The sequence below is a fragment of the Neisseria subflava genome (assembly GCF_005221305.1).
GTDB lineage: Bacteria > Pseudomonadota > Gammaproteobacteria > Burkholderiales > Neisseriaceae > Neisseria > Neisseria subflava.
In genome coordinates this window covers 2078377-2093435 of the sequence record NZ_CP039887.1, presented here as the reverse complement: position 1 = coordinate 2093435, position 15059 = coordinate 2078377, and the positions used below count along the sequence as shown (strand labels likewise).

The window sequence follows — 15059 nt, the reverse complement described above, 5'->3', positions numbered from 1 at the left end:
GGCATGTTTTGTCGAAAAACCAATAAATTAGAATAAACGCTCTTGGGAAAAACACCTTTTAACGAAAATCAGCGTTCCTTTCTTTTTTCGCCGAAAAACGCCTTTTTTCTATCTTTTACTGGACATTTACCGACAAGTTCGGGAAAATAACCAGATTCATTTCTCAGGCTCCGCCCTGTTCCGACATTATTTAAACGCCGGATGGCAAACCCGCCTTCCGACGTCTCAGGAAATCATCTAAAACCACAGCGGCGCATACCCAATATGTACTTTATGCCGCGCTAAAAAGGAAAAGCAATGGATTTGCGTAAATTGAAAAAACTGATTGATTTGGTCGAAGAATCAGGCATTGCAGAAATTGAAGTTACCGAAGGCGAAGAAAAAGTCCGCATTACGCGTACCACTGCCGCCGCAGCTCCTGTTTATGCTGCTCCGGCACCTGTCGCAGCCGCTCCGGTTGCCGCCCCTGCCGTTGCTCCGGCCGCAGCCGCTCCAGCCGCCACCCCTGCCGCTCGCGATTTGTCCAACGCACAAAAATCGCCTATGGTCGGTACATTTTACCGCGCTCCCGGCCCGAACGCCGCTGCTTTCGTTGAAGTAGGTAAACAAGTAAAAGTCGGCGATACTTTGTGCATCATCGAAGCCATGAAGCTGATGAATGAAATCGAAGCCGAGAAATCCGGTGTCGTTAAAGAAATTCTGGTTGAAAACGGTACTCCGGTCGAATACGGCGAGCCGCTCTTCATCATTGAATAATCCGCTTTTTCAGACGGCCTTTAGCTTTAAGGCCGTCTGAAATTCCTTTTTCTGTTCATTAAGGACAAACCATGCGTCTGATTTTGGCTATTTTCTTGCCATGGTTGCAGTTTTTCACCATTGGCCGTCCGATTGCAGGCATCATCTGTCTGATTCTGCAATGTACGCTGATCGGCTGGATACCGGCAGCCATGTGGTCGGTTTACGCCTTGAGCCAATACAAAACCGACCAAAAAATCCGCAACGCATTAGGCGGCCGCTGAGGCCGTCTGAACCATCCGGAAAGATTATCATGCTGAAAAAAGTATTGATCGCCAACCGGGGCGAAATCGCCCTGCGCGTCCTGCGTGCCTGCCGTGAAATGGGCATCGCCACCGTCGCCGTCCATTCCGAAGCCGACAAAGACAGCCTGCACGTCAAACTCGCCGACGAATCCGTGTGCATCGGCCCTGCCGCATCCGCACAAAGCTACCTCAACATCCCGGCCATCATTGCTGCCGCCGAAGTCACCGAAGCCGACGGCATCCACCCAGGCTACGGCTTCCTCGCCGAAAACGCCAATTTTGCCGAGCAAGTCGAACAATCCGGCTTTGTCTTCATCGGCCCTAAAGCCGACACCATCCGTCTGATGGGCGACAAAGTATCCGCCAAACACGCCATGATCGAAGCCGGCGTGCCTTGCGTTCCCGGATCTGAAGGCGCATTGCCAGACGACGGTGAAGAAATCCTGAAAATTGCCGATAAAGTCGGTTATCCCGTCATTATCAAAGCCTCCGGCGGCGGCGGCGGTCGCGGTATGCGCGTCGTCGAGAAAAAAGAAGACCTCCTCCAGTCTGTCGAAATGACCAAAGCCGAAGCAGGCGCGGCATTCGGCAACCCGATGGTTTATATGGAGCGCTATCTGCAGCGTCCGCGCCACGTCGAAATCCAAGTGATTGCCGACGAACACGGCAACGCCATCTACCTCGCCGAGCGCGACTGCTCCATGCAGCGCCGCCACCAAAAAGTCATCGAAGAAGCTCCTGCTCCGTTCATCACTGAAGAAGAACGCGCCAAAATCGGCAAAGCCTGTGCCGACGCTTGCAAACGCATCGGCTATCGCGGCGCAGGTACGTTTGAATTCCTGTACGAAGACGGCGAATTCTTCTTTATCGAGATGAACACACGCGTTCAGGTTGAGCATCCGGTTACCGAGCTCATCACCGGCGTGGACATCGTCCAAGAGCAATTACGCATTGCATCCGGCCTGCCTTTGCAATACAAACAGGAAGACATTCAAGTCGAAGGCCACGCGTTTGAGTGCCGTATCAATGCCGAAGACCCGTACAACTTCATTCCAAGCCCGGGCCTGATTGAAAGCTGCCACCTGCCCGGCGGCTTCGGCATCCGCGTCGACAGCCACATCTACCAAGGCTACCGCATCCCTCCTTACTACGACAGCCTGATCGGCAAAATCTGCGTTATCGGTAAAGACCGCGACCAAGCCATGGCAAAAATGCGCGTAGCCCTTGCCGAGCTGGCAATTACCGGCATCAAAACCAATACACCGCTGCATCGCGACTTGTTCAGTGACCCAGGCTTCCAAAAAGGTGGCGTCAGCATCCACTACTTGGAACATTGGTTGGAAGAACGCAAAGCCAAACTGGATAAATAATCCTCTGTTTTGACTAAAAAAGGCCGTCTGAAACATAAAATAAAGTTTCAGACGGCCTTTTTTCATAATTAAATTATTTATTAAAACTAATGAGATTTAATAGTTAATTTATTATATCTATTCTAAATCGGTTTCATAGTTCCAATAGTTAAGACCTTTCTGTATAGTTGTTTTAATAGCTAACATCAAAAGGAAATAAAATGTCGATACAAGAAATTTATGAGAATCAAGAAACCGGCTACGAATATGCCTTCCGGCAAATCGTTTTATAAACCACTGACCATTTCACAAAGGAAACCATCATGACTACCTCTAAATGCCCTGTTACCCATCTGACCATGAACAACGGCGCGCCCGTTGCCGACAACCAAAACAGCCTGACCGCCGGCCCGCGCGGTCCGTTGCTGGCGCAAGATTTATGGCTGAATGAAAAACTTGCCGACTTCGTGCGCGAAGTCATCCCCGAACGCCGTATGCACGCCAAAGGTTCGGGCGCATTCGGTACGTTTACCGTAACACACGACATTACAAAATATACCCGTGCCAAAATCTTCAGCGAAGTCGGCAAGCAAACCGAGATGTTCGCCCGTTTTACCACCGTGGCGGGCGAGCGCGGCGCAGCCGATGCGGAACGCGACATCCGCGGCTTTGCGTTGAAGTTCTATACCGAAGAAGGCAACTGGGACATGGTCGGCAACAATACGCCCGTATTCTTCCTGCGCGACCCGCGCAAATTCCCCGACCTGAACAAGGCCGTCAAACGCGACCCGCGCACCAATATGCGTTCCGCCACGAATAACTGGGACTTCTGGACGCTGCTGCCCGAAGCCCTGCACCAAGTCACCATCGTCATGAGCGACCGCGGCATCCCCGCCAGCTACCGCCATATGCACGGCTTCGGTTCGCATACTTACAGCTTCTGGAATGAAGCGGGCGAGCGTTTCTGGGTAAAATTCCATTTCCGCAGCCAGCAAGGCATTAAAAACCTGACCAACGAAGAAGCCGCGAAAATCATCGGAGACGACCGCGAAAGCCACCAGCGCGACCTGTACGAAGCCATCGAACGCGGCGAGTTTCCGAAATGGACGATGTACATCCAAGTCATGCCTGAAGCCGATGCGGAAAAAGTGCCGTATCATCCTTTCGATTTGACCAAAGTTTGGCCGAAAAAAGACTATCCGCTGATTGAAGTGGGCGAATTCGAGTTGAACCGCAATCCCGAAAACTTCTTCGCCGATGTGGAACAATCCGCTTTCGCACCGAGCAACCTGGTTCCCGGTATCGGCGCCAGCCCCGACAAAATGCTGCAAGCCCGTTTGTTCAATTACGCCGACGCGCAACGCTACCGCCTGGGCGTGAACTTCCGCCAAATCCCCGTCAACCGCCCGCGTTGCCCCGTCCACAGCAACCAGCGCGACGGACAAGGCCGTGCCGACGGCAACTACGGCAGCCTGCCGCACTACGAACCCAACAGCTTCGGCCAATGGCAGCAACAGCCCGACTTCGCCGAACCGCCTTTGAAAATCAACGGCGACGCGGCGCACTGGGACTACCGTCAAGACGATGACGACTACTTCAGCCAACCGCGCGCCTTGTTCAACCTGATGAGCGACGCGCAGAAACAGGCTTTGTTCGACAACACCGCCGCCGCAATGGACGACGCGCCCGACTTCATCAAATACCGCCACATCCGCAACTGCCACCGTTGCGACCCCGCCTACGGCGAAGGCGTGGCGAAAGCCTTGGGGCTGACCATTGAAGACGCGCAAGCCGCCCGCGCGACCGACCCGGCATTGGGTCAACCTGGTTTACTGTAAGGAGGCATTATGTGGATAGAAATTGAAGAACTCTTGTCTCAAGCTGTCCGATACAGCCGTTCAAACAAAAAGTAACGGTTTAAATCATTAAGAAGGCCGTCTGAAACACAAAATAAAGTTTCAGACGGCCTTTTTTGATGATGAAGTTTATTTGATTGCTTTTGATTCAATGGAACTGGCTGCCCTTATTTCTCCGTAAATCATGGCGTACCCCTTACCATCTCACGCTTCTTACTGGCAAATAAAAAACCGCACGGCTACTTGCCGTGCGGTTTTGCTTTTTGTCTGAAGGTTTCAGACGGCCTTACATCATGCCGCCCATACCACCCATGCCGCCCATGTCAGGCATAGCCGGTTTTTCTTCAGGGATTTCGGCAATCATGCAGTCGGTAGTCAGCATCAGGCCGGCGATAGATGCGGCGTGTTGCAGCGCGGAACGGGTTACTTTGGCGGGGTCGAGTACGCCCATTTCGATCATGTCACCGTATTCGCCAGAACCTGCGTTGTAACCGTAGTTGCCTTTGCCTTCCAACACTTTGTTCACGACTACGCTAGGCTCGCCGCCTGCGTTGGCAACGATTTGGCGCAGCGGAGACTCAACGGCGCGCAATACAATTTGTACGCCTGCGTCTTGGTCGGCATTGCCGGTGTGCAGGTTTTCCAAAGCGGCACGGGCGCGCAACAGGGCTACGCCGCCGCCGGCAACCACGCCTTCTTCAACGGCTGCGCGGGTAGCGTGCAGCGCGTCTTCCACGCGGTCTTTTTTCTCTTTCATTTCGACTTCGGTAGCGGCACCGACTTTGATCACTGCCACGCCGCCTGCCAGTTTGGCAACGCGCTCTTGCAGTTTTTCTTTGTCGTAATCGCTGGTTGCGGTTTCGATTTGTTGGCGGATTTCGGCAACACGCGCTTCGATTTGGGCTGCGTCGCCAAAGCCGTCGATGATGGTGGTGTTTTCTTTACCGATCTCGATGCGTTTGGCTTGACCCAAGTCTTCCAAAGTGGCTTTTTCCAAAGACAGGCCGACTTCTTCGGCAATCACGGTACCGCCGGTCAGAATGGCGATGTCTTGCAACATGGCTTTGCGGCGGTCGCCGAAGCCCGGAGCTTTCACGGCAACGGTTTTCAGGATGCCGCGGATGTTGTTCACCACCAAAGTCGCCAAGGCTTCGCCTTCTACGTCTTCAGCAATAATCAACAGCGGACGGCTGGCTTTTGCCACTTGTTCCAAAACAGGCAGCAGGTCGCGGATGTTGCTGATTTTTTTGTCGAACAGCAATACAAACGGATTGTCCAGCGCAGCGATTTGTTTTTCCGCGTCGTTGATGAAGTAAGGGGACAGGTAGCCGCGGTCGAACTGCATACCTTCGACGACATCCAATTCGTTTTCCAAAGATTTGCCGTCTTCAACGGTAATCACGCCTTCTTTGCCGACTTTTTCCATCGCTTCGGCAATAATCGCGCCGACTTGTTCGTCAGAGTTGGCGGAAATCGAGCCGACTTGTGCGATTTCTTTGGAAGTATCGCAAGGTTTGGCGATGTTTTTCAGCTCTTCAACCAAAGCGGCAACGGCTTTGTCGATACCGCGTTTCAGGTCGGTCGGGTTCATGCCGGCGGTCACGTATTTCATGCCTTCCGCTACGATGGCTTGAGCCAATACGGTAGCGGTAGTGGTACCGTCGCCCGCTACGTCGTTGGTTTTGGACGCAACTTCTTTCACCATTTGCGCGCCCATGTTTTCGAATTTGTCTTTCAGTTCGATTTCTTTAGCGACGGTAACGCCGTCTTTGGTGATGTGCGGGCCGCCGAATGCGCGGTCAACCACTACGTTGCGACCTTTAGGACCCAAAGTTACGCGGACGGCGTTTGCCAGAGTGTTCACGCCGCTGACCATTTTTTGGCGGACTTCTGTGCCAAATTGAACTTCTTTTGCTGCCATGATTGGTTTCCTTATGAAATGAAAAAATAAATATTTACAAAAAATCAGATGTTTTCAGGCCGTCTGAACAGTGCAGGCTGCTTTTCGTACAGCGCATAAATTGGGTTGCCGAACGCGATATTCAAGCTCTCCGGTGGCAATCCTTATTGCTTATTGCGCTGCGCCCACCATCGCCAAAAATTCGGCTTCAGTCAGCTTGGGCGTGTCGTTTGCCAAATCGTAATACGGGGCTTTGCAGTCGATGAAGATTTGCGATGCGGTGCGGAAGGCTGCATTGTCGGCAAACAGACCGGCGTTGATGTAGTAATCGTTGCCGACCTGCACGAACAGGTGTGTGCCGCATTCTTTGCAGAAGCAGCGTTGCGCCCATTCGGACGATGAGTAACGTCCGATGTGTTCGCTGCCTGAAATTTTGGGCGACTGCGCCGTCAGCGTGAACGATGCGCCGCCGTTCCAAGTACGGCATTTGCCGCAGTGGCAGGCGTGCAGTTCGTGCGTTTCGGGTACTTCCAGCGTTACTGCGCCGCATAAACATTGTGCGTGCATAGTGTGTTTCCTGTATTAAAACTGGGTCAAACGGGTGCAGGCTGCTTTTATTCCAAGCCCATCTGTTTCGCGAGTTCCGCATCCAACGCCTGCGCTTTGGCAAAGGCGGGACGTGCCATGTGGCGTTTCATGTAGGCCGCGAGTTCCCCATCTGCGGGCAGCACTTGCCCCCGCATAATGCCCCACGCAATCAGGCTGCTCAAATACAGGTCCAGCGCAGTGAAACGGTTGCCCAAAGCGTATTCTTTGCCGCGCAGGAACTTGGTCAGCGTGGCGACGACTTCGTCAAAGCTGCCGTAGCCGATGCTGTATTTGCGTTCCGGTGTTTCGGGAATGCCGAACCGTTTATCCATAAAGGCGTATTCGGCGTGCAGGGCAAATATCAGCCAGCGGTAAAACTCGCCGCGTTCTGCGGTGCCGGCGGCGGGAATCAGGTTTTTCTCCGGGAAGAGTTCCGCCAGAAAAGTTATCAGCGCGGCAACTTCGGTAATCACTGCATCGCCGTATTTCACCGCAGGCAGTTTGCCCATGGGATTGACGGCGAGATAGTCGGCGGATTTGGTGCCGTTTTCGCCGAAAGGCACGGGGACGACTTCATAATCCGCACCGCATTCTTCCAGCAGCCAGCGGATACCTTTACCGCGTGAATAGGGATTGGTATAAAACGTGATTTTTTTCATTTCATAAACTCCTGATTAAATTGCGAAAAAGACGTGCAGGCTGCCTGAAACTTACTCCACGATGCCGAAGATGTCTTCTTCGCGCATTACCAACAGCTCTTCGCCGTCGGCTTTTACAGTTTGACCGCTGTATTTGCCGAAGATGATTTTGTCGCCGACTTTGACATCCAGCGGACGGCGTTCGCCGTCTTTACCGATTTTACCTGCGCCCACGGCGATTACTTCGCCCATGTCGGGTTTTTCAGCGGCTGCGCCCGGCAAGACGATGCCTGATGCGGTTTTCTCTTCAGCTTCCAAGCGTTTGACGACGACGCGGTCGTGTAAAGGACGGATGGTCATGTTTTATGCTCCGATAAATAGTTTGAAAACAATCATTTGCCTTTATCCGGCAGATGCGGTTTGAAAAAGAAGGCGGCAAGTTTGTCAACAAACTTACCTTAACACAGCGGTAAATTAGGGTTTGTCCCGGTAAATTCAAGGGAAGAAGTAAAAATTTTCTATGCGGGGTCGTCTGAAAACAGACATGACAAGTTGCGTACCATCCCCGCCCTACTTTCAATGCTGATCAAGCAGGCAGGCATTTTCAGACGACCTTTTACAGACGGCGGGCTTCACATGCTTCAATCAACAAAAAACCAAACATTATTGGCGCAAAACTATGCACACCTTTACAAAATAATAGCCCACCTTTAAAATAAATAAAAATTATTATTAATAAATAATTTATCGATTAACTGAAACTTATCCAACAGAAGGAAATTTCCATGACTTCACCCCTGTTCCGCTTCAGCCTGCTTTCAATGGCACTCGCCGCCGGTTTTGCACACGCAGAAAATGAAGCCAAAGACAATGTTGTACTTGATACCGTTACCGTTAAAGGTGACCGCCAAGGCAGCAAAATCAAAACCAATATCGTCACCCTTCGTCAAAAAGACGAAAGCACATCAACCGATTTGCGCGAATTGTTAAAAGAAGAACCTGCCATCGATTTCGGCGGCGGTAACGGCACATCCCAACACATGACCTTGCGCGGCATGGGTCAGAACTCTGTCGACATCAAGGTGGACAACGCCTATTCCGACAGCCAAATACTGTATCACCAAGGCCGTTTCATCATCGACCCTGCGCTGGTCAAAATCGTCTCCGTACAGAAAGGCGCAGGCTCGGCATCTGCCGGTATCGGCGCGACCAACGGCGCGATTATTACCAAAACCGTCGATGCCGAAGACTTGCTCAAAGGTTTGGATAAAAACTGGGGCGTGCGCCTCAGCAGCGGTTATGCCAGCAATGACGGCGTAAACTACGGTGCCAGCGTGTTCGGAAAAGCCGGCAACTTCGACGGTTTGTTCTCTTACAGCCGCAACGATGAAAAAGATTACAAAGCAGGTAAAGGCTACACCAACCAATACGGTGCAAACAAAGTCTTAAAAAGCGGATTGGACAAACGCAGCTACCTCGCCAAAATTGGTGCAACCTTCGACGACCACCGCATTGTCTTAAGCCATATGCAGGATCAACACCGTGGCGAACGCTTCATCCGAGAAGAATTTGGTTGGCAGGCCTTTACCCGTCCGGACGGCAGGAAAGCTGACAATACACCCATTTACCGCGAAACTACCCAATCCAACACCAACTTAGAGTACACGGGTAAAAACCTGGGCTTTGTCGAAAAACTGAATGCCAACGCCTATGTATTGGAAAACGAGCGCTATTCTGCCGATGACAAAGGTAACGGCTACGCAGGCAATGTGGCAGGCCCGACCACAACCAAAATCACCACCAAAGGTGCAAATATCAACTTCGACAGCCGCCTTGCCGAAAAAACCCTGTTGAAATACGGTGTCAACTACCGCCATCAGGAAATCAAACCCCATGCCTTCCTGAATTCGCAATACACCAACACCGATGCCGCCCTGCAACGTCTGGTACGCGGATACAGCCTGACCAACCCGACCAAAACCGATTACGGCGTGTATGTCGAAGCCATCCAAGATATCGGCGATGTTACCCTGACCGGTGGTCTGCGTTACGACCATTTCGAGGTCAAAACCCATGACGGCAAATCGGTTTCAGACGGCAAAGTCAACCCGAGTCTGGGCGTAATTTACCAACCTGCCGAAAACTTGAGCTTCAGCGCAAGTCACAACTACGCCAGCCGCAGCCCGCGCCTGTACGACGCACTGCTGACCCACGGCCGCCGAGGCATCGTTTCCATTGCAGACGGCACAGTAGCCGAACGCGCGCGCAATACCGAAATCGGCTTCAACTACAACGACGGTACGTTTGCCGCAAACGGCAGCTACTTCTGGCAAAAAATCAGCGACGCCATCGCCAATCCGCAAGACCGCCACGGCGCGGCATTTAAAGAAACTGCCAATGCAGGCTACATCAAAAACCACGGCTACGAACTGGGCGCATCCTACCGCACAGGCGGCCTGCTGGCTAAAGTCGGTGTCAGCCACAGCAAACCGCGCATCTACGACACCCATCCTAAAAACCTGTTAAGCGCAAACCCCGAATTTGCCGTACAAACCGGTCGCACCTGGACAACCTCCCTCTCCTACCGCTTCCAAAATCCGAATTTGGAAATCGGCTGGCGTGGTCGTTACCTCCAAAAAGCCTCCGGCTCTGTGTTGGTACGCGACAAGGGTGAAGTCAAACGCAAAGGCTACGGCGTGAACGATGTATTCGCCAACTGGAAACCTCTGGGCAAAGACACGCTCAATGTCAACTTTGCCGTCAACAACGTGTTTAACAAGTTCTACTATCCGCACAGCCAACGCGGTGAAACCTTACCCGGTATCGGTCGCGATGTCCGCTTGGGTGTGAACTACCGCTTCTAAGCAATCAGCTTGAAAAAGCCGTCTGAAAACAAAAGTTTTCAGACGGCATCTAGCTTTATAATCCGATACAAGTTATCATTTCGATTTACTTTATTTCCGACCACGGAGAGACTCTATGTTACGTTTGACCGCTTTAGCCGTATGCTGCGCCCTCGCTTTGAGTGCATGTTCACCGAAAGATTCTGCTTCCAATCAGGCGCAAACTGCTTCCGCTTCTGCCGCCCAAACCGAAGGTGCAAGCCTGACGGTGAAAACCGCGCGCGGCGATGCGAAAGTGCCGCAAAATCCGGAGCGTATCGCCGTTTACGATTTGGGTATGCTCGACACTTTAAACAAACTGGGCGTGAAAACCGGTTTGTCCGTCGATAAAAACCGGCTGCCTTATTTAGACGAATATTTCAAAACCACGAAACCTGCCGGCACGCTGTTTGAGCCTGACTACGAAGCACTCAACGCTTACAAACCGCAGCTCATCATCATCGGCAGCCGTGCAGCCAAAGCATTTGACAAGTTGAACGAGATTGCGCCGACCATCGAGATGACTGCCGAAACCGCCAATCTGAAAGAAAGCTCAAAAGAGCGCATCGACGCGCTGGGGCAAATCTTTGGCAAACAGGCGGAAGCGGACAAGCTGAAAGCGGAAATCGATGCTTCGTTTGAAGCAGCGAAAACCGCTGCTCAAGGCAAAGGCAAGGGTTTGGTGATTTTGGTCAACGGCGGTAAGATGTCGGCTTTCGGCCCTTCTTCCCGTTTGGGCGGTTGGCTGCATAAAGACATCGGCGTTCCTGCTGTCGATGAATCGATTAAAGAAGGCAGCCACGGCCAGCCTATCAGCTTTGAATACCTGAAAGAGAAAAACCCTGATTGGCTGTTTGTTTTGGACCGCGGCGCGGCCATCGGTGAAGAAGGTCAGGCTGCGAAAGATGTTTTGAACAATCCTTTGGTTGCCGAAACAACTGCATGGAAAAAAGGCCAAGTCGTGTACCTCGTGCCGGAAACCTATCTGGCGGCCGGCGGCGCACAAGAATTGCTGAACGCTTCCAAACAGGTCAGCGATGCGTTTAATGCGGCCAAGTAATTCGGCACGGGCATAGCCGCCCGCCTCTTTCAGACGGCCTGAACGGTTTGATGATTCACAGGATCAAGCTGCTTGATCTGAAGTCATTGGATTTAGGCCGTCTGAAAATACATGGTGCAAATGGACAATTTTTGCCTGTTTGCATCTGTTTTTATGATGGGCAAACCTGCCTTTTTCGCAAAATACCTTAACCCTTCTTTCAGACGGCCTTATTTTTTCCGAACCATTTTATGTTTCACAAACCTTCATTTTTAAATGCGGTCAACGGTGTAGCGCTGCTGATATTGTTTGCCGTCAGCCTGTCGGTCGGCGTGGCCGACTTCAAATGGTCCGCCCTGTTTTCGCTATCCGACAGCCAGCAAGTCATGTTCATCAGCCGCCTGCCGCGCACGTTTGCGATTGTGCTGACGGGCGCGTCGATGGCGGTGGCCGGCATGATTATGCAGATTTTGATGCGCAACCGTTTTGTCGAACCGTCGATGGTGGGCGCAAGCCAAAGCGCGGCTTTGGGTTTGCTGCTGATGACCCTGCTGCTACCGGCCGCGCCGCTGCTGGCAAAAATGTCGGTTGCCGCCGTTGCCGCGCTGATCGGGATGTTGGTCTTTATGCTGCTGATCCGCCGCCTGCCGCCGACCGCGCAACTGATGGTGCCTTTGGTCGGGATTATTTTCGGCGGTGTGATTGAGGCGGTGGCCACCTTTATCGCGTATGAAAACGAAATGCTGCAAATGCTCGGCGTGTGGCAACAGGGCGATTTTTCCGGCGTGTTGCTCGGACGGTATGAGCTGTTGTGGGCAACGGGGATTTTGGCTTTGTTTGCCTATTTGATTGCCGACCAGCTGACGATTTTGGGTTTGGGCGAAACAGTAAGCGTAAATTTGGGACTGAACCGGACGGCGATTATGTGGTCGGGGCTGATTATTGTGGCGCTGATTACGTCTTTAGTGGTCGTGACGGTCGGCAATATTCCGTTTATCGGCCTAGTCGTGCCGAACATCATCAGCCGCCTGATGGGCGACAAACTACGCCAAAGCCTGCCTGCGGTGGCCTTGCTGGGCGCGTCTTTGGTGTTGCTGTGCGATATTGTCGGACGCGTAATTGTGTTTCCGTTTGAAATTCCGGTCTCTACGGTTTTTGGCGTGATGGGGACGGCTTTGTTTTTATGGCTTTTATTAAGGAAACCTGCTCATGCCGTCTGAAAAAAATATCGGTTTTATGGCAGGAAGCAGCCGCCCGTTGTGGGCCGCCTTTGCGCTGTTGCTGGTTTCCTGCGTTCTGTTTATGACACTCAACGTCAAAGGCGATTGGGACTTTGTCTTGCATCTGCGTCTGACCAAGCTTGCCGCGCTGCTGATGGTTGCCTATGCGGTCGGCGTGTCCACGCAACTCTTCCAAACGCTGACCAATAATCCGATTCTGACCCCTTCGATTTTGGGTTTCGATTCGCTGTATGTGTTTTTGCAGACCTTGCTGGTGTTTACGCTCGGCGGCGTGGGCTATGCTTCCCTGCCGTTGACGGGCAAATTCGGCTTTGAACTGGTCGTCATGATGGGTGGCTCGCTGCTATTGTTCTACACGCTCATCAAACAAGGTGGACGCGATTTGTCGCGCATGATTTTAATCGGCGTGATTTTCGGGATTTTGTTCCGCAGCCTGTCGTCGCTGCTTTCGCGCATGATTGACCCCGAAGAATTTACCGCGGCGCAGGCGAATATGTTTGCCACCTTCAATACCGTCCACTCGGAATTGTTGGGTATCGGCGCAGTCGTGTTGCTCATCAGCGCCGCCGTGATCTGGCGCGAACGCCACCGCCTCGATGTTTACCTGCTCGGCCGCAATCAGGCCGTCAATTTGGGCATCAACTACACGCGCAATACCTTATGGCTGCTGTTGTGGATCGCCGCGTTGGTTGCAACTGCGACCGCCGTTGTCGGCCCGGTAAGCTTTTTCGGCCTGCTGGTTGCCGCGCTGGCCAACCACTTTTCCCCGTCGGTCAAACATTCCGTCCGCCTGCCCATGACTTTTTGTGTCGGCGGCATCCTGTTGATCGGCGGGCAAACCATCTTCGAACACTTCCTCGGCATGCAGGCCGTATTGAGCGTGGTCGTCGAATTTGCAGGCGGATTGGTATTTTTATATTTGGTGTTGAAAAAGAAATAAATTAAACGTGCCCAAACGCTCGCAAAAATAAATTCAGGCCGTCTGAAACCTTCAGACGGCCTAAGCAAACCCATAAAGGACAACCCTCATGACACCAGAACGCCTCCCTTCATTCTTCGATGACGCCCCGACCATTACCGTCCAAGACGCATTGGCCAACTTCCTCGGCGCGGCCGAAAACGGCATCCTCACTTACCGCTACGCCGATGCCGTGCGCCTGTGCGGCCACTCCTGCCCGACCGTCGCCGGAGCCTACCTAATGGTCATCAAAGGCCTGAAAGCACTTTACGGCGCAGAGCTGCCGCAACGCGGCGACATCGAAGCCTTTATGCAGGGCGAGCGTGACGAAGGCACGACCGGCGTTACCGCTTCCGTCGTCCAACTCCTTACCGGCGCGGCACCTGAAACCGGCTTTGGCGGCGTAGGCCCTGCCGGACGCTTTGCCCGCCGCCATCTCTTGTCCTTTGGTGCAGGAGAAATCAACGGCACACTCGCGCTCCACCGCCGCGATACCGGCAAAACCGTTGCCGTCAGCCTCAACGCCGCGCTCCAACCCTTTGCGCCGCAAATGCGCGACATCATGCCCAAAGCCGTCAGCGGCAGCGCAAGTACTGACGAACTCAAACAATTCGGCGAGCTTTGGCAAGAACGCGTCCGCGCCTTCCTGATTGATCAAGCCGACAATCCCGAATTTGTCACCGTCAGCGAAATTTAACCACACCATACAGAAATAAAATTCAGGCGGCCTTAAAACTCAAGGCCGTCTGAAACTCAAATTCCCACTTGGACCCGCCTATGATTACCATCCGCAACGTCAGCCACACCATCGGCAGCAACCCCATCCTCAACGACGTCAGCCTCGACATCCCCGAAGGCGGCATTACCGCGCTGATCGGACCGAACGGCGCAGGCAAGTCCACACTCCTCTCCTTTATGGCGCGCCTGCAGCCCTTGGTACACGGCGACATCAGCTACGCAGGCAAAGACATCAAAACCACCCCCACCGCCGAACTCGCCCGCACACTTTCCATCCTTACCCAAGAAAACAGCATCATGAGCCGCATTACCGTGCGCGATCTGCTCATGTTCGGCCGCTACCCCTACCATCAAGGCAGGCCGTCTGAAACTGATAAAACCATCGTCGAAGAAGCGCTCGCCGAGTTCCACCTGCAAGACTTCGCCGACCGCTACCTGACCGAGCTTTCCGGCGGCCAACGCCAACGCGCCATGATTGCCATGGTGTTCTGCCAGCGCACCGACTACGTTTTGCTGGACGAACCGCTGAACAACCTCGACATGTATCATGCCCGCTCCCTCATGCAAATCCTGCGCCGGCTGACTGACGAACACAAACGCACCACCGTCGTCGTCCTGCACGACATCAACCAGGCCGCCGCCTACGCCGATTACGTCGTCGCCATGAAAAACGGCCAAGTCGCCATGCAGGGCAAGCCCAACGATATTTTCACCGCCGAAAACATCAAAACCCTATTCGATATGGACGTCAACGTCCTCGATTACGAAGGCAAAAAACTGGTTATCCACCATATCTAAATCCGACAAAAAGGCCGTCTGAAACCCGATTA

General features: G+C 52.9%; 14 protein-coding genes. 10 read left to right on the top strand and 4 right to left on the bottom strand.

Annotated features, from left to right (window positions below; genetic code table 11):
* The first annotated feature begins 297 nt into the window (after positions 1 to 297).
* The 4 genes from accB (at position 298) to katA (ending at position 4227) form a co-directional block, all read left to right on the top strand.
* Entirely contained in the window at positions 298 to 756 is a 459-nt protein-coding gene (gene accB, locus FAH66_RS10250; RefSeq protein ID WP_137041506.1) for an acetyl-CoA carboxylase biotin carboxyl carrier protein, read from the top strand.
* A 71-nt stretch (positions 757 to 827) separates the two neighbouring features.
* Positions 828 to 1019, top strand: coding sequence for a YqaE/Pmp3 family membrane protein (locus FAH66_RS10245; protein WP_049350801.1), 192 nt, complete (start codon positions 828 to 830; stop codon positions 1017 to 1019).
* 29 nt (positions 1020 to 1048) lie between these two features.
* On the top strand, positions 1049 to 2410 hold the full coding sequence (accC, locus tag FAH66_RS10240; RefSeq protein WP_137041505.1) for an acetyl-CoA carboxylase biotin carboxylase subunit: 1362 nt from the start codon (positions 1049 to 1051) through the stop codon (positions 2408 to 2410).
* A 302-nt stretch (positions 2411 to 2712) separates the two neighbouring features.
* Positions 2713 to 4227: a catalase KatA gene (katA, locus tag FAH66_RS10235; RefSeq protein ID WP_137041504.1), complete on the top strand. Its 1515-nt coding sequence runs from the start codon at positions 2713 to 2715 to the stop codon at positions 4225 to 4227.
* 304 nt (positions 4228 to 4531) lie between these two features.
* Here katA and groL read toward each other — a convergent pair whose 3' ends face one another.
* The 4 genes from groL to groES form a co-directional block, all read right to left on the bottom strand.
* Positions 4532 to 6166, bottom strand: a complete 1635-nt coding sequence (gene groL, locus FAH66_RS10230) for a chaperonin GroEL (protein WP_137041503.1) — start codon at positions 6164 to 6166, stop codon at positions 4532 to 4534.
* 150 nt (positions 6167 to 6316) lie between these two features.
* A complete protein-coding gene (locus FAH66_RS10225) occupies positions 6317 to 6712 on the bottom strand; it encodes a GFA family protein (protein WP_049328936.1) in 396 nt (131 codons plus the stop codon).
* A 47-nt stretch (positions 6713 to 6759) separates the two neighbouring features.
* Positions 6760 to 7392 (bottom strand): glutathione S-transferase family protein, encoded by a 633-nt coding sequence (locus tag FAH66_RS10220; RefSeq protein WP_137041502.1) that lies wholly within the window; start codon positions 7390 to 7392, stop codon positions 6760 to 6762.
* Between the two features lie 51 nt (positions 7393 to 7443).
* Complete coding sequence (groES, locus tag FAH66_RS10215; RefSeq protein WP_016687158.1) at positions 7444 to 7731, bottom strand: co-chaperone GroES; 288 nt, start codon at positions 7729 to 7731, stop codon at positions 7444 to 7446.
* Positions 7732 to 8156: 425 nt separating this feature from the next.
* On the opposite strand from groES, the gene FAH66_RS10205 reads away from it, so the two are divergent.
* From FAH66_RS10205 to FAH66_RS10180, 6 genes are all read left to right on the top strand, one after another.
* The gene (locus FAH66_RS10205) at positions 8157 to 10235 is read left to right on the top strand and encodes a TonB-dependent siderophore receptor (RefSeq protein WP_137041501.1); all 2079 of its coding nucleotides are present in this window, start codon (positions 8157 to 8159) and stop codon (positions 10233 to 10235) included.
* Positions 10236 to 10350: 115 nt separating this feature from the next.
* Positions 10351 to 11313, top strand: a complete 963-nt coding sequence (locus FAH66_RS10200; RefSeq protein WP_137041500.1) for a siderophore ABC transporter substrate-binding protein — start codon at positions 10351 to 10353, stop codon at positions 11311 to 11313.
* A 230-nt stretch (positions 11314 to 11543) separates the two neighbouring features.
* Entirely contained in the window at positions 11544 to 12512 is a 969-nt protein-coding gene (locus tag FAH66_RS10195) for an ABC transporter permease (protein ID WP_137041499.1), read from the top strand.
* Complete coding sequence (locus FAH66_RS10190) at positions 12502 to 13473, top strand: iron chelate uptake ABC transporter family permease subunit (RefSeq protein WP_137041498.1); 972 nt, start codon at positions 12502 to 12504, stop codon at positions 13471 to 13473. The genes FAH66_RS10195 and FAH66_RS10190 overlap by 11 nt, the downstream gene beginning before the upstream one ends.
* A gap of 88 nt (positions 13474 to 13561) precedes the next feature.
* Positions 13562 to 14188, top strand: coding sequence for an FmdE family protein (locus FAH66_RS10185; RefSeq protein ID WP_137041497.1), 627 nt, complete (start codon positions 13562 to 13564; stop codon positions 14186 to 14188).
* An 80-nt stretch (positions 14189 to 14268) separates the two neighbouring features.
* Complete coding sequence (locus tag FAH66_RS10180) at positions 14269 to 15027, top strand: iron ABC transporter ATP-binding protein (RefSeq protein ID WP_049328943.1); 759 nt, start codon at positions 14269 to 14271, stop codon at positions 15025 to 15027.
* Positions 15028 to 15059 lie beyond the last annotated feature (32 nt).

Coding starts and splice junctions, on each gene's coding strand:
- accB (WP_137041506.1), top strand. CDS start 298: ATGGATTTGCGTAAATTGAAAAAACTGATTGATTTGGTCGAAGAATCA.
- FAH66_RS10245 (WP_049350801.1), top strand. CDS start 828: ATGCGTCTGATTTTGGCTATTTTCTTGCCATGGTTGCAGTTTTTCACC.
- accC (WP_137041505.1), top strand. CDS start 1,049: ATGCTGAAAAAAGTATTGATCGCCAACCGGGGCGAAATCGCCCTGCGC.
- katA (WP_137041504.1), top strand. CDS start 2,713: ATGACTACCTCTAAATGCCCTGTTACCCATCTGACCATGAACAACGGC.
- groL (WP_137041503.1), bottom strand. CDS start 6,166: ATGGCAGCAAAAGAAGTTCAATTTGGCACAGAAGTCCGCCAAAAAATG.
- FAH66_RS10225 (WP_049328936.1), bottom strand. CDS start 6,712: ATGCACGCACAATGTTTATGCGGCGCAGTAACGCTGGAAGTACCCGAA.
- FAH66_RS10220 (WP_137041502.1), bottom strand. CDS start 7,392: ATGAAAAAAATCACGTTTTATACCAATCCCTATTCACGCGGTAAAGGT.
- groES (WP_016687158.1), bottom strand. CDS start 7,731: ATGACCATCCGTCCTTTACACGACCGCGTCGTCGTCAAACGCTTGGAA.
- FAH66_RS10205 (WP_137041501.1), top strand. CDS start 8,157: ATGACTTCACCCCTGTTCCGCTTCAGCCTGCTTTCAATGGCACTCGCC.
- FAH66_RS10200 (WP_137041500.1), top strand. CDS start 10,351: ATGTTACGTTTGACCGCTTTAGCCGTATGCTGCGCCCTCGCTTTGAGT.
- FAH66_RS10195 (WP_137041499.1), top strand. CDS start 11,544: ATGTTTCACAAACCTTCATTTTTAAATGCGGTCAACGGTGTAGCGCTG.
- FAH66_RS10190 (WP_137041498.1), top strand. CDS start 12,502: ATGCCGTCTGAAAAAAATATCGGTTTTATGGCAGGAAGCAGCCGCCCG.
- FAH66_RS10185 (WP_137041497.1), top strand. CDS start 13,562: ATGACACCAGAACGCCTCCCTTCATTCTTCGATGACGCCCCGACCATT.
- FAH66_RS10180 (WP_049328943.1), top strand. CDS start 14,269: ATGATTACCATCCGCAACGTCAGCCACACCATCGGCAGCAACCCCATC.